General features: G+C 29.5%; 24 protein-coding genes and 1 pseudogene. 24 read left to right on the plus strand and 1 reads right to left on the minus strand.

Annotation, left to right across the window (positions count from 1 at the left end; all coding sequences use genetic code 11):
- The first annotated feature begins 13 nt into the window (after positions 1-13).
- The 8 genes and pseudogenes from NQ543_RS00290 (at position 14) to tnpA (ending at position 9025) form a co-directional block, all read left to right on the plus strand.
- The gene (locus tag NQ543_RS00290; protein ID WP_004610808.1) at positions 14-964 is read left to right on the plus strand and encodes a glycosyltransferase; all 951 of its coding nucleotides are present in this window, start codon (positions 14-16) and stop codon (positions 962-964) included.
- A 1-nt stretch (position 965) separates the two neighbouring features.
- Positions 966-1814, plus strand: coding sequence for a glycosyltransferase family 2 protein (locus tag NQ543_RS00295; RefSeq protein ID WP_004610807.1), 849 nt, complete (start codon positions 966-968; stop codon positions 1812-1814).
- 69 nt (positions 1815-1883) lie between these two features.
- Positions 1884-2594, plus strand: coding sequence for a hypothetical protein (locus tag NQ543_RS00300; protein ID WP_050752832.1), 711 nt, complete (start codon positions 1884-1886; stop codon positions 2592-2594).
- 56 nt (positions 2595-2650) lie between these two features.
- Entirely contained in the window at positions 2651-3811 is a 1161-nt protein-coding gene (gene cps2T / locus NQ543_RS00305; protein ID WP_039904786.1) for a beta 1-4 rhamnosyltransferase Cps2T, read from the plus strand.
- 433 nt (positions 3812-4244) lie between these two features.
- The gene (gene ltrA, locus NQ543_RS00310) at positions 4245-5663 is read left to right on the plus strand and encodes a group II intron reverse transcriptase/maturase (protein WP_004608658.1); all 1419 of its coding nucleotides are present in this window, start codon (positions 4245-4247) and stop codon (positions 5661-5663) included.
- A 242-nt stretch (positions 5664-5905) separates the two neighbouring features.
- Positions 5906-7396: an LTA synthase family protein gene (locus NQ543_RS00315; RefSeq protein ID WP_004610804.1), complete on the plus strand. Its 1491-nt coding sequence runs from the start codon at positions 5906-5908 to the stop codon at positions 7394-7396.
- Positions 7397-7533: 137 nt separating this feature from the next.
- Positions 7534-8340 (plus strand): annotated as a pseudogene (locus NQ543_RS00320) (aldo/keto reductase).
- Positions 8341-8512: 172 nt separating this feature from the next.
- Complete coding sequence (gene tnpA, locus NQ543_RS00325) at positions 8513-9025, plus strand: IS200/IS605 family transposase (protein ID WP_004610801.1); 513 nt, start codon at positions 8513-8515, stop codon at positions 9023-9025.
- A gap of 126 nt (positions 9026-9151) precedes the next feature.
- Here the strand turns inward: tnpA and NQ543_RS00330 are convergent, their stop codons facing one another.
- Positions 9152-9595, minus strand: coding sequence for a hypothetical protein (locus NQ543_RS00330; RefSeq protein ID WP_039904784.1), 444 nt, complete (start codon positions 9593-9595; stop codon positions 9152-9154).
- Between the two features lie 276 nt (positions 9596-9871).
- Here NQ543_RS00330 and NQ543_RS00335 point away from each other — a divergent pair, with 276 nt between their 5' ends.
- The 16 genes from NQ543_RS00335 to NQ543_RS00410 all read left to right on the plus strand — a co-directional run bounded on the left by NQ543_RS00335 (position 9872) and on the right by NQ543_RS00410 (position 23578).
- Positions 9872-10474, plus strand: coding sequence for an L-threonylcarbamoyladenylate synthase (locus NQ543_RS00335; RefSeq protein ID WP_004610799.1), 603 nt, complete (start codon positions 9872-9874; stop codon positions 10472-10474).
- A complete protein-coding gene (gene rpiB / locus NQ543_RS00340; RefSeq protein ID WP_004610798.1) occupies positions 10474-10917 on the plus strand; it encodes a ribose 5-phosphate isomerase B in 444 nt (147 codons plus the stop codon). The genes NQ543_RS00335 and rpiB overlap by 1 nt, the downstream gene beginning before the upstream one ends.
- On the plus strand, positions 10918-12156 hold the full coding sequence (locus NQ543_RS00345) for a serine hydroxymethyltransferase (protein WP_004610797.1): 1239 nt from the start codon (positions 10918-10920) through the stop codon (positions 12154-12156).
- A gap of 13 nt (positions 12157-12169) precedes the next feature.
- Positions 12170-12793, plus strand: a complete 624-nt coding sequence (gene upp / locus NQ543_RS00350) for a uracil phosphoribosyltransferase (protein WP_004610796.1) — start codon at positions 12170-12172, stop codon at positions 12791-12793.
- An 8-nt stretch (positions 12794-12801) separates the two neighbouring features.
- Positions 12802-13011 carry a hypothetical protein gene (locus tag NQ543_RS00355; RefSeq protein WP_004610795.1) on the plus strand — a complete coding sequence of 70 codons (210 nt, stop codon included), beginning with the start codon at positions 12802-12804 and terminating at the stop codon, positions 13009-13011.
- Positions 13004-13381: a hypothetical protein gene (locus tag NQ543_RS00360; RefSeq protein WP_004610794.1), complete on the plus strand. Its 378-nt coding sequence runs from the start codon at positions 13004-13006 to the stop codon at positions 13379-13381. The genes NQ543_RS00355 and NQ543_RS00360 overlap by 8 nt, the downstream gene beginning before the upstream one ends.
- 22 nt (positions 13382-13403) lie before the next feature.
- Positions 13404-14075 carry a F0F1 ATP synthase subunit A gene (locus tag NQ543_RS00365; protein WP_004610793.1) on the plus strand — a complete coding sequence of 224 codons (672 nt, stop codon included), beginning with the start codon at positions 13404-13406 and terminating at the stop codon, positions 14073-14075.
- 49 nt (positions 14076-14124) lie between these two features.
- Positions 14125-14358, plus strand: a complete 234-nt coding sequence (gene atpE, locus NQ543_RS00370; RefSeq protein ID WP_004610792.1) for an ATP synthase F0 subunit C — start codon at positions 14125-14127, stop codon at positions 14356-14358.
- Positions 14359-14388: 30 nt separating this feature from the next.
- Positions 14389-14892 carry a F0F1 ATP synthase subunit B gene (atpF, locus tag NQ543_RS00375; protein WP_004610791.1) on the plus strand — a complete coding sequence of 168 codons (504 nt, stop codon included), beginning with the start codon at positions 14389-14391 and terminating at the stop codon, positions 14890-14892.
- Complete coding sequence (locus tag NQ543_RS00380) at positions 14892-15425, plus strand: F0F1 ATP synthase subunit delta (RefSeq protein WP_004610790.1); 534 nt, start codon at positions 14892-14894, stop codon at positions 15423-15425. The genes atpF and NQ543_RS00380 overlap by 1 nt, the downstream gene beginning before the upstream one ends.
- A gap of 9 nt (positions 15426-15434) precedes the next feature.
- On the plus strand, positions 15435-16958 hold the full coding sequence (gene atpA, locus NQ543_RS00385) for a F0F1 ATP synthase subunit alpha (RefSeq protein WP_083784307.1): 1524 nt from the start codon (positions 15435-15437) through the stop codon (positions 16956-16958).
- A gap of 6 nt (positions 16959-16964) precedes the next feature.
- Positions 16965-17822, plus strand: a complete 858-nt coding sequence (atpG, locus tag NQ543_RS00390; protein ID WP_004610788.1) for an ATP synthase F1 subunit gamma — start codon at positions 16965-16967, stop codon at positions 17820-17822.
- 11 nt (positions 17823-17833) lie between these two features.
- Complete coding sequence (gene atpD, locus NQ543_RS00395; RefSeq protein WP_004610787.1) at positions 17834-19240, plus strand: F0F1 ATP synthase subunit beta; 1407 nt, start codon at positions 17834-17836, stop codon at positions 19238-19240.
- Positions 19233-19631 carry an ATP synthase F1 subunit epsilon gene (gene atpC / locus NQ543_RS00400; protein ID WP_004610786.1) on the plus strand — a complete coding sequence of 133 codons (399 nt, stop codon included), beginning with the start codon at positions 19233-19235 and terminating at the stop codon, positions 19629-19631. The genes atpD and atpC overlap by 8 nt, the downstream gene beginning before the upstream one ends.
- Before the next feature lie 248 nt (positions 19632-19879).
- Entirely contained in the window at positions 19880-23074 is a 3195-nt protein-coding gene (locus tag NQ543_RS00405) for a glycoside hydrolase family 88 protein (protein ID WP_004610785.1), read from the plus strand.
- An 18-nt stretch (positions 23075-23092) separates the two neighbouring features.
- On the plus strand, positions 23093-23578 hold the full coding sequence (locus NQ543_RS00410; RefSeq protein ID WP_004610784.1) for a hypothetical protein: 486 nt from the start codon (positions 23093-23095) through the stop codon (positions 23576-23578).
- The last annotated feature ends 12 nt before the right edge of the window (positions 23579-23590 follow it).

The raw sequence follows: 23590 nt of genomic DNA on the forward strand, positions 1-23590 counted from the left end.
ATAGGAGAAAAATATGATTAGTATAATAATACCAGTATACAATGTTGAACAATATCTAGACAAATGTTTACAAAGTGTAATACATCAAACATATCAGGATATTGAAATAATTTTAGTTGACGATGGTTCTAGTGATAATAGTGGAATTCTTTGTGATAAGTGGCAAGAAAAAGACAGTAGAATCAAAGTTATTCATAAAAGTAATGGTGGTGTATCAAATGCAAGAAATGTTGCAATTGAACAAGCTAACGGTGAATATTTAATGTTTATCGATAGTGATGATATTGTATCTGATGATTTATGTAAGGTACTTTTTGAAATGTTGAAAAATAATAATGCAGATATCTCAATTTGTAATGCAACTCATATTTTTGATGATAGATTTGATTTTAAAAAAACTGGTGAAATTCATTGTTATAGTCGCGATGAAGCAATATGTCAACTTTGGTATCAAAAAAGCTTTTTGCCAGGACCTTGGGGAAAATTATATAAAAAAGAATTATTTAAAAACACTAAATTTACAGAAGAAATCATTTTTGAAGATGTAGATATAATGCACAAACTATTTTATCAATGTAATAAAATTGTATATGGAGAAATGGAATTATATGGGTATGTACATCACGAAAATAGTATCACAACTAAAAAGTATTCAAAAAAAGACAATGTAATTTTGGATATTTGTGATAAAATAAATCAATTTGCCAGTGATAAAGATATTAGTTTACAAAATGCAGCAAAATCATACAACGTAACAGGTGCTTTACGAGTTTATTTAAATGCACCAAATACTCCAGAATATAAAGAAGCAATTGAAAAAGCAAAAAAAATAATTAAAAAATATGGTAAGGATGTATTAAAAGATCCAAATATTAGAAAGAAAAATAAATATGCTCTGTATTTATATTTATATTTACGACCATTATTAAAAATTGTATATAAAAAAATAGATAGGTGGAAATAATATGCAATATGATTTATCAATAATAATCCCTTTTTACAATGGGAATAATGAATTATCAAAGTTATTATCGAACTTACAAACTGCTATTAAATATGCTAGTGAAATAAAAGTAGAAATAATTATTGTCAATGATAGTCCTAATTGTAAAGTTAATTGTCATGGATTTGAATCATTGAATATAAAGATCATAACTAATCATAAAAATATGGGTATTCATAGTTCTCGTGTTAATGGTATTTTAAATTCAAATGGGAAGTATATTTTTATGATTGATCAAGATGATCTAATTAAGGAAAATACATTGGTTTCCCAATTTACAAAAATTAAAGATAATGACATGATTGTTGCAAATGGCTTTGATGAAAATCCATTAAATTATGGAATGATTTATCATAGTAAAAAACATCAAGAAAAAAGCATGAATCTAAAGTATTATTTTAAAATTGGATGTATGATCGTTTCACCAGGACAATGTATTATAAAAAAAGATGCGATTGCAAAAGAATGGTTGGAATATAGAGTAAAAACTAATGGTGCAGATGATTTATTATTATGGATTATGATGTTAAAAAATAATTGTAAAATAACTATAAATGATGAGAGTTTGTATATTCATACATATTCGGGTAAAAATGTATCAAGTGATTTTGATAAAATGGTTACCTCTTCAAAAGAAGTAATTGAATTTTTATATGATAAAAATTTTGTATCAGAAAGTGAAAAGAAAAAATATTTACGGCGTTTAAATATGCGAAGATTATATGAAAATAAGTCTAAAACAAAAAAAATCCTCGCAATGCTACTTTATCCGGATATTACTTATTATTTGATTAAAATGAAGTTAGAATAAAAAAAGATTGTCGCATAATTAAAATTAGTGTAATATATAGATGTGTTACTTTTTATGGAGGAAAATAAAATGTTAAAAAAACTGTGTACTTTGTTTATTTCTGCAGGACTTATCTTTGGGTTAACTGCATGTAGTAAAACTGAAACAAAAGGAAACAATACAGATAGTAAAGATAATAAGATTGAAGAAACAAGCGTTAATATTAAAACGGTAGATGATTTTCAAGAATCTCAAGGTTTAATTAAATATTTTACAATTGAAGATAAAAACTTTTCTATTCCTGAAACTGTTGGTGAATATGCAAATTATTTAAGCCAATTAGGAACTGTCACTTTAAATGATACTGGAAATTCAGTAGATGATGAAGAAATTGATGCCAATGGCATTTCTTCTATGGTTGCTTATCTTAACGTTGAAACAAGTGATGGTCAGTCACAACATTTCCCAGTAAGATATGAAAATGATACAAATAAAAAAGCTCCAGTAGCAGAGGCAAGAGTGACTCAAATTGAAGTAAAATATGATAATTTGTCTACATTTGATTATGAAAAAGTTTTTGATTCAATTGAAGTAGTTACTGAAGATTATACATTTAAAATGGATGGAAAAACAAATTTATATAAATTCTATAATAACTTAGGTGATCCTGAACATGCAACAGATGGAAGATTAGATTATAGTGATTCATTAGGATACACATATACATTTGATTGCTGTAATGAAAATAGAAAAGGAATTTTTAGAGGATTTATTATTAAATATCCTCAACCAACTGAATAAAACATAAATAAAAAGATTGGCTTTTTGCCAAATCTTTTTATTAAATGGAGGTAAATATGAAGAATGTATTTATAATTGGATCTAAAGGCATTCCTGCAAAATATGGCGGTTTTGAAACATTCGTAGAAAAGTTAACTGAAAACAAAAAAAGTAAAAAGATAAAATATCATGTAGCCTGTATAGGTGAAAATAATGAAGAATTTGAATATAATAATGCTAGATGTTTTAAAGTAAGTGTACCTGATATAGGTCCCGCAAAAGCAGTTTTATATGACCTTTATGCATTAAAGCAAGTAATAAATTATATAAGAACAAATAATTTAAAGGGTTCTATTGTATACATATTGGCGTGTAGAATTGGACCATTTATAAATCATTATAAAAAACAATTGCATAAATTAGATTGTTTATTATATGTGAATCCAGATGGTCATGAATGGAAAAGAGCTAAATGGAATGCTTTTATAAAAAAATATTGGAAACTGTCAGAACGATTAATGATCAAAAATTGTGATTTAGCAATATGTGATTCTATGGGAATCGAAAATTATATAAAAGAAACTTATAAGAAATACAAGCCTAATACTACATATATTGCTTATGGTGCTAACATAGATGATAATTCAAAAATAGATGAAAAAAAAGTAAATGAATGGTATAAAACTAATAAATTAGAAAAGAATAATTATTATTTAATAGTAGGAAGATTTGTTCCAGAAAATAATTTTGAAATAATGATTAGAGAATTTATGAATTCAAATTCAAAAAGAGATTTAGTAATCATTACCAATCTTGAAAATAATAAATATTATGATAATCTTAAAAAAAATACTGATTTTGAAAAAGATACAAGAATCAAATTTGTTGGAACTGTGTATGATCAAGAATTATTAAAAGCAATAAGAATAAATGCATTTGCATATATTCATGGACATTCAGTTGGTGGAACCAACCCATCATTATTAGAAGCTATGGCAACAACAAATATTAATTTATTGTTAAATGTTGATTTTAATATTGAAGTTGGTGATAGTACAGCAATTTATTGGGGAAAACAATTAAATAGTTTGACAGATATCATAAATAATGTAGAAACATTTTCAAATGAATATATTCAAAAATTAGGAAATGAAGCGAAACAAATAATTAAACAAAGGTATTCTTGGGATTTAATTATAAATAAATATGAAAATTTGTTTTTAAATAAAGTCAAATAAAAATAGGTTTTTTAAAAGCCTATTTTTTTAGTGTGCCACGCATGACATAAGACTAGGTGGTGAAAGTCCACTGTGGGGGTTTCGTACTACCAACCACTAGCCGAAGACAAGGTATCCATCGTAAGGTGTGAACGGGAGGAAGTTGGAGGCAAAGTCCTGACCCAAGGAATACGAACTATTTTAGGCAGAAGCTTATCGGATGAGATTGCTAAACAAATCGAAGTCCAATAGTACGACGGAATAAGCAGTGTAAAGATAGTGGGTACATAGGATGAAAGTGTTATGTCTTACCGTGGGAGGTCCTAGGAACATGATGAAAATGTAATCATGGTGGAAACGTTTGTCCTAGGAAGTCAGCCGAGGTCATAGTAGTGATGATGATAACTGTAATGGTTATCTAGCGAAGGACCGAACATAAGGAGGTGAACTGGAAATGAAAGATACTCAAGATAAAATAGGATACTGTCAACTATCATTAGGCTTACTCTATGAAGATAGTACGGAATACGACAATAGTGGAGAAGTGTATCCTACATCAAAACAAGAGATATCACATACGAAGAACACCAATAGATTTGTAGTACATGAGAAGTTACTTGAAACAATTATGGAGGATGCCAATATAGAAAAGGCAATCCAAAGGGTTATGAGTAATAAGGGAAGTGGTGGTGTAGATAAAATGCAAGTCGCAGAAGTTCGTACGCATTTCGCACAACACTGGTCTTATCTAAAGAAACTTATCATGGAGGGACATTATAGTCCACAAGCCGTTAAAAGAGTAGAAATACCAAAAGATAACGGAAAGAAAAGAGAGTTAGGAATTCCAACAGTGACGGATAGGGTCATACAACAGGCGATAGTACAGGTACTGACACCAATATTTGAACCCCAATTCAGTGACAATAGTTATGGGTTCCGACCAAGAAGAAATGCCCATCAAGCAGTAAGAAAAGTAGTCGAATACGCCAATGAAGGATATCGATATACAGTAGACCTAGATTTAGAGAAGTACTTTGATACAGTCAACCATTCAAGACTTATACAGATATTGTCACAAACTATTAAAGACGGAAGAGTTATATCACTCATACATAAATATCTCAATGCAGGAGTCATAGTAAAACATAAGTTTGAAGAAACTACAAAAGGAGTACCCCAAGGTGGGCCACTCAGCCCATTATTATCAAATATATATCTTAATGAATTTGATAAAGAAATGGAAAGAAGAGGAAATCGATTTGTAAGGTACGCAGATGACTGTGTCATACTATTCAAAAGTAAAAGAAGTGCAATGAGAGTCAAAGAAACAGTGACAAGATATTTAGAAGAGAAATTATTTGTAAAAGTGAACCAAGAGAAGACAAAGGTAGCCTATATTACTGATATAAAATTCTTGGGCTTTGGATTTTATATAGAGAAGAGTGGTAATGTACGAATCACTGTTCACAAGAAATCTAAAGAAAAGATGAAAAAGAGAATAAAGGAAATCACCAAAAGGAACCGACCAATATCAAGTAAGGAATTAGCTAAAGAGTTAAAAGAATACATTACAGGTTGGGTGAATTACTATAGGATAGCGAATATGAGTAAACATCTAAGGGAAATAGACTCATGGATGAGAAGAAGAATACGAATGATATATTGGAAAAGATGGAAGTTAGTAAGAACAAGGTATAGAAATTTACAAAAACTAGGTATTAATAAAAGTAAGGCATGGGAATGGGCAAACACAAGAAAAAGCTACTGGCACATCGCCAATAGCTTCATACTAAAAAGGACACTTACAAATGAAGTATTAAAAATATACGGATTTATAAGTGCACTAGATTATTACAACTCTATAAACTTATGAAACGCCGTGTAGGGAACCCTACGCACGGTGTTGTGAAAGGGGCGAAAGATTTTAATTCTTAGCCCCTATTCAATTTTAACTTTATTTAAAAAGAATAATCTTTGTATCAATATTTTAGAATAAAAATTTAATTTTTAATTAATAATACATTTTTTGGTAATATTTGATATATAAAATATGTTCATATTGTCTCTGTGATAATATAATATCTAAATAAAATAAATTTAAAGAGGTTTTAAAAAATGAAAAATAAAAAAATAGAAAAAAAATATATAATTGCAACAGTACTATTATTTATTAGTGTACTGATAATTGCATCAGTTATATGGGGAAATAGAACATTTTCAGTAAAAACATTAAGTCAAATTGTTTTTCATTTAAAAGTACCGATGGAAGGGACAGATAATGGAATTTATTTAGATTGGTTTGTTTCAACAATACCGCTTAGTATATTAATTGTTAGTATAATAACATTGTTAATTTTTAATTTACATCATGTTTTTAAAAAAACAAAAGAAAAAATCTTTTTATTTATAAGAAAAAATTATATTAAAATAGCAATATTAGGAATTGCGGGCTCACTAATATTTACAATTAATAACTATAATCTTATTCAATATCTATTTAATATATTTGAAGAAACTAATTTATATGAAAAATATTATGTTGATCCAAGTGAAGTAAACGTTAGTTTTAATAATGGGAAACGTAATTTGATACATTTATATTTAGAATCTGTAGAAAATACTTACTCAAATATTAAGATAGATGATGAAAAAACAACTAATTATATTCCAGAATTAACTAATTTAGCTAAAGAAAATGTTAGTTTTTCAAATAGTAATGATTTAGGAGGAAGCAGAACTATTGATGGAACGCAATGGACTATTGCTTCACAAGTATCACAAAATATGGGAATTCCCTTAACTTTGCCTTTAACAAGTCATAACTATGATAATGATACAGCTTTTTTACCTGGAGGTTACTCTATTGGTGAGATTTTAGAAAATAATGGATATGTAAATGAATTTATGTGTGGTTCTAAAGCTGATTTTGGAGGTACTTCAAATTTCTATAAACAGCATGGAAATTATATTATTCGCGATTATGATAGTTTTGTTGAAAATGGTGAAATTCCTGAGGATTATTTTGTATTTTGGGGTATTGAAGATGCTAAATTATTTGATTTAGCAAAAAAAGATTTAACACTTTTAGCAAAACAAGAAAAACCATTTAATATGGAGATTGCAACAATTGATACTCATACACCAGATGGATATTTGTGTAATTTATGCAAAAAAGATCATAAAAATCAATATGCTAATGTTATTGAATGTCAATCTAGACAAGTAAATAATTTTATTGAATGGTGTAAAAGCCAACCATGGTATGAAAATACAACGATAGTAATTACTGGAGATCACAATAGCATGTCAGAGAAATTTTTCACTGAACTTGATGATAATTATATTAGAACACCATATAATTGCATTATAAATAGTGTTGTACAACCAATAAATGATAAAAACAGAGAATTCAGTACAATGGATTTGTATCCAACAATTTTAGCTTCAATGGGGGCAAAAATAGAAGGAGATAAATTGGGTTTAGGAACTAACTTATTTTCTAATAAACCAACATTAATGGAAGAGATTGGTTTTGAAAAATTGAATGATGAAGTCCAAAAATCTTCAAAATTTTATAATCAAAAAATACTTAAGTTAAAAGAATAGTTATTTTTAAGGTTCTTATAGAGAACCTTTTTATATTAAAATAATAAGGCGATGATATTATTGAGTAGTAACTTGTAACTAGCATATAACAACATTATAATATTATTATAAATTAATCATGAAAGGTACGCAGGATGATGAAGTTAGCGAATAATCTAGAAATACCAGACATTGGCTTAGGTGTATATAAAATAAGTGAAAAAGAGATGAATGATGTAATATTTTTGGCATATCAAGATGGATATAAATTATTTGATACTGCTCAAATGTATAAAAATGAAACTGCTCTTGGCGAAGCATTAAAAAAGAATAAAATATTAAGAGAAGATATTTTTCTTATAAGTAAGGTAGATAATTGTAATCAAGGTTATGATAATACTATTTCTAGTTTTTACGATTCTTTAAAAAAGCTAAAAACACAATATTTAGATTCTTTTTTAATTCATTGGCCTGGTTTAAATAAAGAAAGAATGTTAAATACATGAAAAGCATTGGAATATTTATATAAAGAGGGTTTAGCTAAATCAATCGGTGTCTGTAATTTTGAAAAGAGTCAATTAGAATTTTTATTAAACAATTGTGAAATAGCACCAATGATAAATCAAATTGAACATACTCCATTTATGCATGATGAAACTTTAATTTCATTTTGTAAGAAAAATAATATTCAAATTATAGCCTGGGGACCTTTACTTCGAGGAGACATGGAAGATCCAAGAATTATGAAAATTGCTTCAAAATATCAAAAAAGTCCCGCCCAATTATTAATTCGCTGGAATATTCAACAAGGAATTATACCAATTCCTAAATCTAAAAATCCATCAAGATTATTAGAAAATATTTCTGTATTTGATTTTGATATTTCATTAGATGATATACATGAATTAAATCAAATGAACCAAAATATGAGAACTAGTTATAATCCCTTAGAATTTGACTTTTAAAACAAAAAGAAATGATAAACAACTAATTATCATTTCTTTTTTTATTGTGAAACAAAAACCACGTGCTATGCGCGTGGTAACAATAAAGCTTTAGCGTCTGGGTAAAAAACCTCCTCGTGATATAATAATTGTAGCCTGGCAGCTGCAAATAAAATAACGAGGAGGTTAGTCTATGAAAGACACAAAAAGTTTATCACATACATCATATAGATGTAAATATCATATTGTAATAGTACCAAAATTTAGAAGGATGGTAATATACAATAAATTAAGACATGATATAAGATTAATTATAAAGACCTTAATTGAAAGAAAACCGGGAGTAGAGCTGATAGAAGGAGAGTTATGTCCTGATCATATTCATCTTCTATTAGAAATACCACCAAAGTATTCTGTGGCGGAGTTTATGGGATACCTGAAAAGCAAGTCAACGCTTATGATATTTGATCGTCATGCAAGTATGAAATATAAATATGGAAATCGAAAATTTTGGGCAAGAGGCTATTTTGTAGATACAGTAGGAAAGAACGAGAAGACAGTGAGAGAATATATTCAAAATCAGTTAGCGGAAGATAAGTTGAGTGATCAAATGAGTATGGAAGAATTTATTGACCCGTTCACAGGAGAACCAGTGGAAGGGTACAAGAAAAAGAAAAAAAGTAAAAGACCCTTTGAGGGTCAGTGAGTAAATGACGTTGCGGCTGTCAAGGCGTTCAGTGGTCGAATGACTAGCGCAACAGCAGGCGGGTGCATACCACGTCTTTTAGGCGTGGTTATGATAAAAAATAACAATTTTACCTTAGTGAGATTGTTAAGATTTATTAGTTAGTGCTTTTCCTTCAGTTTCATTAATTTCTGAAACATAATCAACCAAATCATCAATAGTAAGATTAAATTCTTTTAAAACAGAAACAGCAGCTGTTTTAGTATTCTCATTAACTTCTGAATCACTTTTTTCATCAGCATAAATAAAGCCAATCAACATATCATCATAATTTTGAGAATCATCAGGTAATTTGATATATGCAATAGATTCAACCTTTTTATCTTTGATATAAGCAATAAATTGACTTACATCTTTACCATTTTTAGATTCGCTTATTGTAACTGTAGGCTCATCTCCACTATTATAGCTGATATTATAATTTTTCTCTTCAAATTTTTCAGTAATATTAGCAACATTTTTATTATTTGAACAACCTACAAATCCAAAACATAGTATTAGCATTAACAATAATTTCCCTATTTTTTTCATAAATAAAACCATCCTTAAACAATTATTATGATTTAATTATATAGTAAACAATATAAAAAGTAAATTATTGACTTTTTCAAACTATTGCTTAATGGAAATAATATAGATAGAAAATTATTTTTTTAATAATATGGCAAATGTATAATTTAAAGATTATGTTATGATAATATAAAGATTAGGTTAAGATTGTTATTAAAGTGTATCTTATAAAAATATATAAAATGTCTACAAATTTTCAAATATTTATTGTATAATGGGTGCAAATGAGGTGATTTCATGAATACAGTTTTAGTTGAAAAGAATGCAATTGAAGAAGTGGCTAAGTTAGTTAGTGATAATCAGGTTGTAGCTTTTCCAACTGAAACTGTTTTTGGTTTGGGAATTAAATTTGGATCATACGAGGCTTTAAATTCTTTATATGAATTAAAACATCGAGATAGACATAAAGCAATTTCAATGATGATAAATAATCCTAAGGATATTGAAAAATACGCATATGTCAATGATCAAGCTAGAAAAATTATAAAATCTTTTATGCCAGGAATGGTCACTATCATTTTAAAAAAAAGAGAATTTATTGATGACTATTTTACAGCATCTTTGGATACTATTGGAATTAGAATTCCTGATGATAAATTTGTTTTATCTTTATTAGAGAAAACTGGACCGATGTTGGTAACTAGTGCCAATCTTTCTGGTGAAGATACTCTTGTTGATGATAAAGCAGTAATGAAAGTATTTTCTGGTAAAATTCCATTAATTGTAAAAGGTGAAAGTGTTAGTAAAAAAGCAAGTACGATTATTGATTTAAGCAAGGGAAAAGTAGAAATATTACGAGTAGGTGATATTTCTGAAAAACAAATATTGGAGGTAATTTAATGAAAATTGCAGTAGCGTGCGATCATGGTGGATTTAGATTAAAAAATGTTTTAGTTGAATATTTAAAAGATACTGGTTATGAAGTAGAAGATTTTGGTTGTTATAATGAAGAAAGTTGTGATTATCCTGATTATGCTGGAAAAGCAGCTTTAGCAGTAGCTAAAGGAACATGCGATAAAGGAATTGTTGTATGTGGAACAGGAATAGGTGTAAGTATTACAGCTAATAAAGTAAAAGGTATTCGTTGTGCATTATGCCATGATGTATTTAGCGCTAAAGCAACACGAGCACATAATGATACAAATATGCTTGCTATGGGCCAAAGAGTGATTGGTGAAGGTTTAGCTTTAGAAATTGTAAAAGCATGGTTAGATGGTCAATATGAAGGTGGAAGACATGATCAACGAATTGCAAAAATGATGGCATATGAGGGGGAAAATTAGATGAAAGATCTTGCTGTATTTGAAAGTGTGGAAAGGGAATTAAATCGTCAAAGAAATAATATTGAATTAATTGCTTCAGAAAATTTTGTATCACCAGAAATTATGGAATTGGCAGGAAGTGTTTTAACAAATAAATATGCTGAAGGATATCCTGGGAAAAGATATTATGGTGGATGTAAGTTTGTAGATGAGGTAGAAACATTAGCTAAGGAAAGACTTTGTGAAATTTATGGAGCCGAGTATGCAAATGTTCAACCACATAGTGGAGCACAAGCAAATACAGCTGTATATATGGCTTTATTAAATCATGGTGATAAAGTATTAGGAATGTCTTTAGCTGATGGAGGACATTTAACTCATGGACATCCATTAAATTTTTCAGGAATTAATTATGAATTTTATAGTTATGGAGTAACTAAAGACAGTGAAACAATTGATTATGAAGATTTTAAAAAGAAATGTCAAGAAATCAAACCTAAGTTAGTAGTGGCTGGAGCAAGTGCATATTCAAGAATAATTGACTTTGAATATATGGCTAAATGTGCTCATGAAGTAGGTGCATTATTTATGGTAGACATGGCTCATATTGCTGGATTAGTTGCAGCTGGAGTGCATCCTTCACCATTTCCTCATGCAGATATTGTGACAACAACAACGCATAAAACATTACGTGGGCCACGTGGTGGAGCAATTATGTGTAAAAAAGAATTTGCAGCGGATATTGATCGTGCGGTTTTTCCAGGAATGCAAGGAGGACCATTAATGCATATTATTGCAGCAAAAGCAGCGTGTTTTTATGAAGCAATGCAACCTGAATTTAAAGAATATGCTAATCAAGTTATTAAAAATGCTAAAGCATTAGAAAATTCATTAAAAGAAGAAGGATTTAGATTAGTAGCAGGTGGAACTGATAATCATTTACTTTTAATTGATGTAAAAACAAGTTGTGGTATTTCAGGCAAAAAAGCTGAACGTTTATTAGATGAAATCAATATTACTGCTAATAAAAATGCAATTCCTTTTGACAGTGAAAAACCATTTAAAGCTAGTGGAATTAGAGTTGGGACTCCAGCAATGACAACTAAGGGATTTAAAGAAGAAGATTTTATTGAAGTAGGTAAAATTATTGCTTATCGTCTTAAAAATGAAGAAACCGAAGAAATTAAAGAAGCATGTTTAAGACGTGTTAAAACGTTAACTGATAAAGTAGAAATGTATCGTGATATTAAATACATTTAAGGAGTGAAATTGTATGGCGACTACTATCCTTAATCATGCATTAATTAATCATAAATTAACAATTATGCGTGATAAAAATACAAATAATGTTGTATTTAAAGATAATTTAGATGAAATAGCTATGTTGATGGCTTATGAAGTAACAAAGGATTTACCTTTAGAAGATAAACATATTGAAACTCCAATTTGCTCAATGATAGGAAAAAAATTACAAAAACCAATTGTTTTAGTACCTATTTTAAGAGCAGGAATTGGATTAGTTGATGGCTTTAGAAGAATTATTCCAAGTGCTAAAGTTGGACATATTGGAATGGCAAGAAATGAAGAGACATTAATGCCTGAAGAATATTATGCTAAATTTCCAAGTGGTCTAGAAGATTCAATTGTTATCATTGTAGATCCAATGTTAGCAACCGGTGGTAGTGCAAGTGCAGCAATTACAAACATAAAAGAACGTGGAGCAAAAGATATTCGTTTAGTATGCTTAGTTGGTGCACCAGAAGGTGTTAAAGTAATTGAAGAAAATCATCCAGATGTAGAATTGGTATTAGCAGCGCTTGATGAAAAATTAAATGATCGAGGATATATTGTTCCTGGTTTAGGTGATGCCGGAGATCGTTTATTTGGTACTGATTGATTTTAAATATGAAACAGGTTAAAAGAAAACTTTTAAAAGATATTATATTTTGCTTATGGTTGGGATTTGAAGTAATTGGTGTATTTTTACTGGCTGTAATAGCTGGTTTATGGTTAGATGATTATTTTAATTCTCGTCCTTTATGGATATTTGGGTTATTGATTCTAGCTTTTATTTATGTAATAAAGTTATTGTTAGGAGTAGGAAAAAATGAATGAAAACACAGTATTGAGCCATTCTAAATATATATTTTTAGTAGCTCTTGCAATAGCAGGTTTAGTTAGTTTACTTTTGATGGATATTTCATATTTTTTAGGAATAATCGTTGGATATATTGTTAGTATGATTATATTTCAGATAATAATTAAAATGAGTGATCTTATTTTGGCAATATCATCAAATACAATCAGTCTAGTTATTATTCTATTTTTAACAAAATTATTAATTTATGGATTAGGCTTTTTTATTGCAATAAAGGTATCTTGGATTAATATTATAACTGTATTTCTTGGTTATTTTATAATTAAGATAACTATTTATATTGATACATATCGACAAGATAGGTTAGATAAAATAAAAAATAACTAATCTAGAAAAGGAGGTGAAAGTGATGGAAAATATACATATTGTCATTCAACCAGAACTAGTTTTTTCATTAATTATTATGACAATTTTATCAATCTTTTTTGTTTTGGTTGGAAGAAAGGTTAAAGTTGCAGATCCAACAAAAAGACCTAGGGGTGTTGTTCTTGTTTGTGAAACTGGAGTAAAAATGATTCAAGATTATATGGAGACTTTGATGCCAAGTAAGTTTTCTAAGAACTATTATCCTTATTTTGCAATGATGTTTATATATATATTTATATCAAATATAAGTGGGTTATTTGGATTTGAAGCACCAACTTCAAATTATTCAATTACGTTGGCGATTACTATAATCACTTTTACGCTAATTCAATATAATGCTTTAAAAACAAAAGGTATCTTTACTTATATTAAAGATATTATTTGGCCACCAACAAATATTTTAGGAACATTGGCGCCACTTATTTCTTTATCAATGCGTTTATTTGGAAATATTGTAGCAGGGTCAATTTTATTATCTTTAATTTATAGTTTTACGGGGTATTTATCTCAATATGTTATAAACTTTAACTTTTTGGGACCAGTTATTGCCCCAATATTCCATGCATATTTTGATGTTTTTGCAGGATTTATTCAAACTTTAGTATTCGTGACTTTATCTAGTATTTTAATCTCGTTAGAAGCAAGTGAAGATTAGACTAGTTAAAGATATATTAATTATTAAGTGAAAAATTGGAGGAAAAAATATGACAGACGTAGGATTAATTGCTATTGCAGCAGGTATTGCAGTATGTGCCGGGTTAGGAACTGGTATTGGTGAAGGGATTTGTGCTAGTAAAGCAGTAGAAGCTATTGGTAGAAATCCTGAAGCTGAAGGAAAAATTCGTACAACAATGATTTTAGGTATTGCCTTAACAGAAACAGTTGCTATTTATGGATTATTAATTTCATTCCTATTATTATTCGTATATGGTGGATAAAAACAAAAATAATTAAGAGGAGGAATAAGAATGGATATTGATATTGCCTCAAAATTATTCCCCAATATTACGACTTTGATAGTGCAGTTGTTGGCAACAGCAGTAATGTTATACATTTTTAAAAAGTTTTTATGGAAGCCAATGCAAAATTATTTTGCAAAGCGTGCTGATTACATAGAAGGAACTGTAAATGATGCTAAAAACATGCAACAAAAAGCTAAAGCTTTAATGGAAGCAAGTGAAGAACAATCACGAGCTGCCGCTAAAGAATATCGTAATATTGTTGAAAAAGCAAAGATTGATGCTGGTAAGACAAGAGATAGTATCATTGAAAAAGCAAATGAAGAAGCGAAAGAAAAACTAGATCGAGTATCAAAAGAAATTGAAGCAGAAAAGCTTGCAGCTAAAGCAGAAGTAAAGAGTGAAATTGTTAATATTGCAATTGATGTGGCTAGTAAAATAATGAATCAGGAAATGAATCAAAAAACTAATGAAAAGTTAGTAGATGAGTTTATTAAGGAAATTGATAAATAATGGAGACTGTAGCACATTGTTATGCTGTTTCATTGTTTTCTTTAGCTAAAGATGAAAATGCAGTTGATAGTTATCAAAAAGATATGCTATTGATAAATGAAATCTTTAGTAACGAGCCGGAATTCTTAACTTTTTTTAGTCATGTTTTAATTGATGATGAAGTTAAATGTAATTTAATTGATCAAAGCTTTAAAGGAACAGTTAATATTTATATAGTTAATTTTTTAAAGTTATTGATCAAAAAAAGAAGAATTCGCTATCTTCAAGAAATAATTAAAGAATTTAAAAAATTATGTAATGATTATTTTGGAATTGAAGAAGGTATTTTATATACTTCTTATGATATTTCACAGGAATCTTTAAAACAAGTTGAACAAGCAATCGGAAAAGTAGAAAATAAACTTGTTAAACTTAATGTTGTTAAAGATCCAACTTTAATTGGTGGAATTAAAGTGGAAGTAAATAATCGGGTTTTTGATGGAACAATCAAAAATAAAGTTTCATTATTGAAAAAAGAACTATTAAGAAAGTAGGTGAAAATAGTGGGGCTTAGACCAGATGAAATTAGCAGTTTAATCAAAGAGCAAATCAAACATTTTGATGAAGTGATTGAACAAAAAGATGTAGGAACCGTTATGACTGTTGGTGACGGTGTAAGTGTAATCCACGGCTTAGATGATGCCATGTTAGGTGAGCTTTTAGCTTTTCCAAATGATGTTTATGGAATGGTTATGAATTTAGATGAAGATAGTGTTGGTGCTGTATTGCTTGGTTCAGAAAGTACGATTAAAGAAGGCGATGAAGTTAAACGTACTGGAAAGATCATGGAAGTTCCTGTTGGAGATGAAATGTTAGGACGTGTTGTTAATCCTTTAGGACAAGCAATTGACGGAAATGGAGAAATTATTACTTCACATACTCGTCCAATTGAAAGAGTTGCTAGTGGTGTTATGACTAGAAAATCAGTAGATCAACCATTACAAACAGGAATTACTTCAATTGATGCAATTATTCCAATTGGTCGTGGACAACGTGAGTTGATTATTGGTGATCGACAAACTGGTAAAACAGCAATCGCTATTGATACAATTTTAAATCAAAAGGGGCAAAATATTTATTGTATATATGTTGCTATTGGACAAAAAAATTCAACTGTTGCCCAAATAGTAGAAAAATTACGTCAAGGTGGTGCAATGGAATATACAACAGTAGTGTGTGCTTCAGCTAGTGAACTTGCTCCTGTTCAATATATTGCACCATATGCAGGTTGTGCAATTGCTGAAGAATGGTTAGAGCAAGGTAAGGATGTTTTAATCGTTTATGATGATTTATCAAAACATGCGGTTGCTTATCGTACTGTATCTCTATTATTAAAAAGACCACCAGGACGTGAAGCATATCCTGGAGATGTCTTCTATTTACATTCAAGATTATTAGAAAGAGCATGTCGATTAAATGAAGAAAATGGTGGTGGATCAATAACTGCTTTACCAATTATTGAAACACAAGCTGGTGATATTTCAGCATATATTCCAACAAATGTAATCTCAATTACAGACGGACAAATTTTCTTACAACAAGAATTGTTCAATGCTGGGTTTAGACCAGCAATTGATACTGGGCTTTCAGTAAGCCGTGTTGGTTCATCTGCACAAATTAAGGCAATGAAGCAAGTATCTGGTTCATTGAAACTAGAATTAGCTCAATATGCAGAAATGCAAGCATTTGCTCAATTTGGTTCTGATTTGGATGCAGCTACTAAAGCAACATTAGATCATGGAGCAAAAGTACGTGAAGTATTGAAACAAGCACAATATTCTCCACGTAGTGTAGCAACACAAGTAATTACATTATTTGCATTAAAATATGGATTTACAAAAACATTAGCAGTGGAACAAGTATCTAATTTTATGAATCAACTAGTAGAACATATTGAAATGACTCAAAAGAATATCATTGATGAGATAAATGATAAAAAAGAAATTACATCTGATTTAGAAAAAGAAATGAAAGATGTTATTGGTGCATTTGTAAGTCAATTTGAAAAAACTCAAGCAAAGGGGTAGTAAACTATGCCTGGAGGAATGCAAGAAATTAAGCGAAGAATTAGATCAGTTGAATCAACTAAAAAAATTACTAAAGCAATGGAATTAGTTGCAACATCTAAACTTCGTAAAACTAGAAATCAATTAGAACAATCAAAGCCCTATTATACTAATGTTGCTTTGATGACTGCAGAAATTTTAGCAAACTGTAAAGGTGATAATGATAGTGTTTATTTGATTGAAAATAATGATGTAAAAAAAGATGTATATATTGTTATTGCTTCAAGTTTAGGTCTTTGTGGTGGTTATAATGCTAACGTTTTTAAAGAAATTAAAAATGTGATTAAACCAGATGATTATGTATATAGTATTGGTTCTAAAGCAACAAGTTATTTAACTAAAAATCATCAAGGGATTACGGATTCTAAATATGAAAGTCTTAGTACAACTTTCAATTTTAAAGATATTATTAATCTAGTAAATGAGTTAACTAGAATGTACCGCGAAAAAGAAATTAGAAAGATTAAAATTGTTTATACAGAATTTGTTAATAATTTAACATTTAAACCAAGAATTGTTACTTTATTACCTATTGATCCTTATGATTTTGATCATATCGAAATTTCAAAAAAAGCAACATTGTTTGAACCAAGTTCACAGGAAGTATTAGATAATTTAATTCCAATGTATTTACAAGCAGTAATTTATGGCTATGTTATAGAATCATCAACAAGTGAAAATGCTGCAAGAAGAATATCAATGGAAAATGCGACTGATAATGCTGATGAACTAACAGAACAATTATTATTAAAATATAATCAAGCTCGTCAAACTGCAATTACTAATGAAATTAGTGAAATTGTGGCTGGAGCTAATGCACAATAAGGAGGTGCCGTATGTCACAAAATATTGGTAAAATAATTAGTGCTAAGGGGCCGGTAATTGATATCCAGTTTAATAGTGATAATAATTTACCGGCATTAAATACGGCGATTGAAATCCAAAACGGAGAAGAATTACTAGTAGTAGAAGTAGCACAACATATTGGTGATGATATTGTTCGCTGTGTTGCTATGGGTCCTACTGATGGTGTTAAAAGAGGGATGGAAGCTATTGATACAAGACAGCCGATTTCAGTACCAGTAGGTAATGCTACACTAGGAAGAATGTTCAACGTTTTAGGACAACCAATCGATGGAAAAGAAGCACTAGGTGATGATGTTAAAAAAATGCCAATTCATCGAAGTGCGCCAACATATGCACAACAAAGAACAGAAACAGAAATCTTAGAAACAGGGATTAAAGTAGTTGACTTAATTTGTCCATTTATTAAAGGTGGTAAAATTGGATTATTCGGTGGAGCAGGTGTTGGAAAAACTGTATTAATTCAAGAGTTTATCAACAACATTGCAACACAACATGGTGGTTTATCTGTTTTTGCTGGTGTTGGAGAACGTAGCCGTGAAGGTAATGATTTGTATTATGAAATGAAAGAAAGTGGCGTTTTATCAAAAACAACATTGGTTTTTGGTCAAATGAATGAACCACCTGGAGCTCGTTTAAGAGTAGCTTTAACAGGACTTACAATGGCTGAAGAATTCCGTGATGAACAGGGTCAAGATGTATTATTATTTATTGATAATATCTTCCGTTTTACTCAAGCAGGTTCAGAAGTATCGGCATTGCTTGGACGTGTTCCTTCACAAGCTGGATATCAACCAACTCTAGCTACAGAAATGGGAGCATTACAAGAACGAATTACTTCTACTAAAAAAGGATCAATTACATCAGTACAAGCAGTATATGTACCAGCAGATGATTTAACCGATCCAGCTCCTGCAACAACTTTTGCTCATCTAGATGCTAAAGTTGTATTAGATCGTTCAATTGCTGCATTAGGAATTTATCCTGCCGTTGATCCACTTAATTCTTCATCAAGAGCACTTGATCCATTAGTTGTAGGAAAAGAACATTATGAAGTTGCTCATGGAGTACAACAAATCTTACAAAGATTCCAAGAATTACAAGATATTATTGCAATTTTGGGAATGGATGAATTAGGTGAAGAAGATAAATTAACCGTAGCACGTGCGCGTAGAGTTCGTAATTATTTATCACAGCCATTTACTGTAGCCAGCCAATTTACGGGATTAGATGGTAAATATGTTCATATTAAAGATACAATTAAAGGATTTAAAGAAATTCTTGAAGGTAAACATGATGATTTACCAGAACAAGCATTCCACAATGTAGGTACAATTGAAGAAGCTATAGAAAAAGCGAAGACATTAATAAATGGCTAAATTCAAGCTTAAAATAGTTACACCAAGTGGTATCTACCAAGATGTGGAAATTGATCAGTTAAATATTCGATCTACAGCTGGACAAATTGGAATTTTAGCTCATCATATGCCACTTGCATGTGGAATTGAAATTTCGATGATGAATTATATTATTGACAAACAATGTCATGAATTCGCTGTAGGTGGTGGATTTATGTATGTTAATGATGATGAAACAAAAATCATTGCTAATTCAATTGAATCTAAAGAAGAAATTGATTTAAATCGTGCTAAAGAAGCTAAAAAAAGAGCTGAAGAAAGAATAAAAAACTCAAGTGAATCAACTGACTTACAAAGAGCTGAAATTGCTCTTAAAAAAGCAATTACAAGAATAAATGTAAAAAACTCATAAAATCTAACTCTTAGAGTTAGGTTTTTTAATTTCTAAAAATATTTAATCATAATCAATTTAATAAATTTTAATTAAATATATTTGAGTATATTTTAAAAGTATATTATATATGTTACAATAAATGTAAACGCATACATTTGATGGCGTGTATTTTATTAGTTACTAATTGGTAATATAGAAGGGAGGAAAAGATAGAATATATAAAAATAAATATTTAATAAATTGAAATTAAAAAAAGGGAAAGGATTATGAGAAGAATGATAAAGAAAATATTTTTATTTACTTTAATTGTATCTATGTTGATAGGTACATCTAGTATTAATATTTATGCAAATAATTTATCATCATCAAGTGAAGATGTAAAAATTGAATTAATTCAAGATGGAAAGACAGTAGAAACTGGATACAATAAATTAACACATACAAGAAATTATAAAAGATCAAGTACAAGAACAAATGGGGATGAAATTGTAATTACAGCACCAGAAGGTGTTCATTATTTAATGGTACAATTAGATAAATATTGTGGTACACCTAAATCAACAGGTATGGCTGTACAAGAACAAGTAGAAGGGACAGTTAGACCAATTGACATGTCATCACTTGAATATGGAGAAACATTAGTTTATTTAATGAATGATGAATTTCGCTTTGTTATTCCAGGAACAAGCGGAACTGATGCTAATGGAACTACATTATGTGGTGGAAGTTGGCCCTATGATTCAAGAGCATTTTCAACATCTGGTAATACTGAAAAAGTGATTACAGCAAGAGTCGCAACACAAGAAGAAATAAACGCAAGAAGAAATTTAGCATTAAACCCATTTGACTTACGTGGAAATGATAATTCTCTTTCAGGTGCAAATAAAAAAAGTGATAGTAATGTTTTTCCACATGCATATGCAAATCGTGTAACTGATAATAAACGTGAATTTGAACCAAGAAATGCGATTGATGGATATGAATATAATGCATCACATGTATCATTTCCATATCAGTCTTGGGGGTGTGGAAATGAAGAAATAGATTCTGAATTTTCAGTTTTATTTGGAAGATATGTAGAAATTGATCAAATTGATATTACATTAAGAGCACAATGGAACCTACCTCAGCCTAATAATGCAAATGATCATGATATTAATTGGTCAAGTGCTACTTTAGAATTTTCTGATGGAACAGAGTTACCAATTACATTGAAGAAATTAGCTTCTCCACAAACAATTAAATTACCAGAAAAGAAAATAGTATCATGGGTAAGATTAAAAGACTTACCTATTAGTGAAGAAACTATACCAGTCGATGGAAGAAGAAAATTTTCTGCATTAACTGAATTTAAAGTATGGGGGAAAGAAGCTAGTTATGAACAAGCAACTTTACCATCGGCAAAAAACTTAGTAAATTTAGCTCAAAAAGTAAATGACTATTGGATTAAAACAGGTGGTAATACTGGAAACGATGCGAGTAATTATAATCATGGTCATTCAATAACAAGTGAGTTTTGGGCACCATCTGTATTTTATACAGGTAATATGGAAGCATATTATTTAACTGGTGATGAAAACTATACTGATTATGCAAACCGATGGGGAAGTAATAATATTTATAATGGTAGTGCATGGAATACGAAAGCTGATAATAGTAGAATTGGTAAATATTTTCCCGATAATCATACTAGTTTTCAAACATATCTAGATATGTTTTCAATAACCTCTGATAAGAAATTTGATCCTAATGATGAAAAAATTAAAAACGTAGTTTCTATCATGAATGAAATGGAGCAAATGGATATTAATGATTTAAAAACAGAAAAAGGATATTGGGATAGAATTGATTTCTTTTATATGGAATTACCAAACTGGACAAAAATGTATCTTTTAACCGGAGAGGAAAAATGGTTGGATAAGTTACGAGAATTATATGATGATCGTAAAGCAGAGCTTTATGATAAAGAAACTGGATTATTTTATCGAGATAAAAACTATATTTTTGATCCTAATGCTCAATATGATCCAAATGGAGATGGAAATAACCAAAAAATTAGTCCAAATGGTAAAAAAATTTTTTGGTCTAGAGGTAATGGCTGGGCAATGGCTGCACTTACAAAAGTTTTACAGGACTTACCAGATAGTCGTCAAGATGACCGTAAAGAATATGAAGCAGTTTTTAAAAAAATGGCTGCAACATTAATTGAAGTACAAGGAGATGATGGTTTTTGGCGAATGAATTTAGATGATTATGATCATGATATTCGTTCAGAAACTAGTGGTACAGTTTTCTTTGCATACGGTTTAACTTGGGGAATTAATAATGGACTTTTGGATAAGGAAACTTATTATCCAGCAGTAAAAAAGGCTTTTTTAGGACTAAATGCAAATGCGATTAGACCTGATGGTTTAGTAGGACGTTCAGAATTAATTAGCGCTTATCCAAATCCAAAATGTTCTTTGGGAATAGGATCTTCTCAAAGTTATGCTCCAGCAGCAACAGTAATGTTTTTATCAGAATTATCTAAATTAGTTGAACAAGGTTATGTAACAGATGATGTTGAACCAGCATTAAATAAAAAGATGATTAGCGCAGTAGCTGTAAAAGAAGATTCAAAATATGCGGTAGTTAATTCTGAAATAAGAGAATTAGTTACTGGTACAGAATTAAAAACAATAAAAAATGATAATAAAATTTATGTGCCACAGCAATTTATTGAAGAAGTATATGGACAAGATATTATTGATAAGATGACAGATAAGATAATCTATGAAAATATAACTTACTTATCAATGAATGAACTTAGTCAAGTAACAGGGAAGTTAAAATTATTATCTGTAAAAAATAATATAACTGTCATTAGTTATAAAACAAATTTATTTAATTCTAGTATAGATTCAAAACTAATTGATTTACTAGATATTGGATTAACAGAAGGAAAATATCCTAAACGTCCAGAATATCCGATTCGTTTTGATTATACAAAACCAGAAGATGAATTAAAGCCATCAAAAGATGCCTTAATTTCAGTAGAAGCAAATACATCAGGAGCAATTTCAGCAAGTCGATTAATTGGACCAAGTACAAAAGATCCAGTGAATGTAGAATTTGATATGGTAACGGTTTTATCACCATCACAAACAAATGTAATAGTGGGAATAGGAAGCAGTGATTCAAACTATACAGGATATTCACAAGTACCAATTATTATTAGAATGTATAAAGATGGAAAAATAGGAGTATATAATGGTAAAGGATATGTTCAAAGTAATGTAGAATTTGAAAAGAATAAAAAGTATCATCTTAGAGTATCAATAAATCTAGAAGAAAAGACTTATGATGTATACGTAACTCCACCACAACAAGAAGAGATTCAAATAGCTGTAAATTATGCATTTAGATCAACAGCAAAAGTACCTGAGGATATTGGAAAGGTTTATTTATTCAACAATGATTAACAAGCTGGGAAATATTGGTTGGAGGATATTTATTTAGGAGAATATTTAAAACCATCAAAAGATGCTTTAATTTCAGTAGAAGCAAATACATCAGGAGCAATTTCAGCAAGTCGATTAATTGGACCAGGTACAAAAGATCCAGTGAATGTAGAATTTGATATGGTAACGGTTTTATCACCATCACAAACAAATGTAATAGTGGGAATAGGAAGCAGTGATTCAAACTATACAGGATATTCACAAGTACCAATTATTATTAGAATGTATAAAGATGGAAAAATAGGAGTATATAATGGTAAAGGATATGTTCAAAGTAATGTAGAATTTGAAAAGAATAAAAAGTATCATCTTAGAGTATCAATAAATCTAGAAGAAAAGACTTATGATGTATACGTAACTCCACCACAACAAGAAGAGATTCAAATAGCTACAGATTATGCATTTAGATCAACAGCAAAGGTACCTGAGGATATTGGAAAGATTTATTTATTCAACAATGATTAACAAGCTGGGAAA

The organism is Thomasclavelia spiroformis DSM 1552, from assembly GCF_025149465.1.
GTDB lineage: Bacteria > Bacillota_I > Bacilli_A > Erysipelotrichales > Coprobacillaceae > Thomasclavelia > Thomasclavelia spiroformis.

Coding starts and splice junctions, on each gene's coding strand:
- NQ543_RS00290 (WP_004610808.1), top strand. CDS start 14: ATGATTAGTATAATAATACCAGTATACAATGTTGAACAATATCTAGAC.
- NQ543_RS00295 (WP_004610807.1), top strand. CDS start 966: ATGCAATATGATTTATCAATAATAATCCCTTTTTACAATGGGAATAAT.
- NQ543_RS00300 (WP_050752832.1), top strand. CDS start 1,884: ATGTTAAAAAAACTGTGTACTTTGTTTATTTCTGCAGGACTTATCTTT.
- cps2T (WP_039904786.1), top strand. CDS start 2,651: ATGAAGAATGTATTTATAATTGGATCTAAAGGCATTCCTGCAAAATAT.
- ltrA (WP_004608658.1), top strand. CDS start 4,245: ATGAAAGATACTCAAGATAAAATAGGATACTGTCAACTATCATTAGGC.
- NQ543_RS00315 (WP_004610804.1), top strand. CDS start 5,906: ATGAAAAATAAAAAAATAGAAAAAAAATATATAATTGCAACAGTACTA.
- tnpA (WP_004610801.1), top strand. CDS start 8,513: ATGAAAGACACAAAAAGTTTATCACATACATCATATAGATGTAAATAT.
- NQ543_RS00330 (WP_039904784.1), bottom strand. CDS start 9,595: ATGAAAAAAATAGGGAAATTATTGTTAATGCTAATACTATGTTTTGGA.
- NQ543_RS00335 (WP_004610799.1), top strand. CDS start 9,872: ATGAATACAGTTTTAGTTGAAAAGAATGCAATTGAAGAAGTGGCTAAG.
- rpiB (WP_004610798.1), top strand. CDS start 10,474: ATGAAAATTGCAGTAGCGTGCGATCATGGTGGATTTAGATTAAAAAAT.
- NQ543_RS00345 (WP_004610797.1), top strand. CDS start 10,918: ATGAAAGATCTTGCTGTATTTGAAAGTGTGGAAAGGGAATTAAATCGT.
- upp (WP_004610796.1), top strand. CDS start 12,170: ATGGCGACTACTATCCTTAATCATGCATTAATTAATCATAAATTAACA.
- NQ543_RS00355 (WP_004610795.1), top strand. CDS start 12,802: ATGAAACAGGTTAAAAGAAAACTTTTAAAAGATATTATATTTTGCTTA.
- NQ543_RS00360 (WP_004610794.1), top strand. CDS start 13,004: ATGAATGAAAACACAGTATTGAGCCATTCTAAATATATATTTTTAGTA.
- NQ543_RS00365 (WP_004610793.1), top strand. CDS start 13,404: ATGGAAAATATACATATTGTCATTCAACCAGAACTAGTTTTTTCATTA.
- atpE (WP_004610792.1), top strand. CDS start 14,125: ATGACAGACGTAGGATTAATTGCTATTGCAGCAGGTATTGCAGTATGT.
- atpF (WP_004610791.1), top strand. CDS start 14,389: ATGGATATTGATATTGCCTCAAAATTATTCCCCAATATTACGACTTTG.
- NQ543_RS00380 (WP_004610790.1), top strand. CDS start 14,892: ATGGAGACTGTAGCACATTGTTATGCTGTTTCATTGTTTTCTTTAGCT.
- atpG (WP_004610788.1), top strand. CDS start 16,965: ATGCCTGGAGGAATGCAAGAAATTAAGCGAAGAATTAGATCAGTTGAA.
- atpD (WP_004610787.1), top strand. CDS start 17,834: ATGTCACAAAATATTGGTAAAATAATTAGTGCTAAGGGGCCGGTAATT.
- atpC (WP_004610786.1), top strand. CDS start 19,233: ATGGCTAAATTCAAGCTTAAAATAGTTACACCAAGTGGTATCTACCAA.
- NQ543_RS00405 (WP_004610785.1), top strand. CDS start 19,880: ATGAGAAGAATGATAAAGAAAATATTTTTATTTACTTTAATTGTATCT.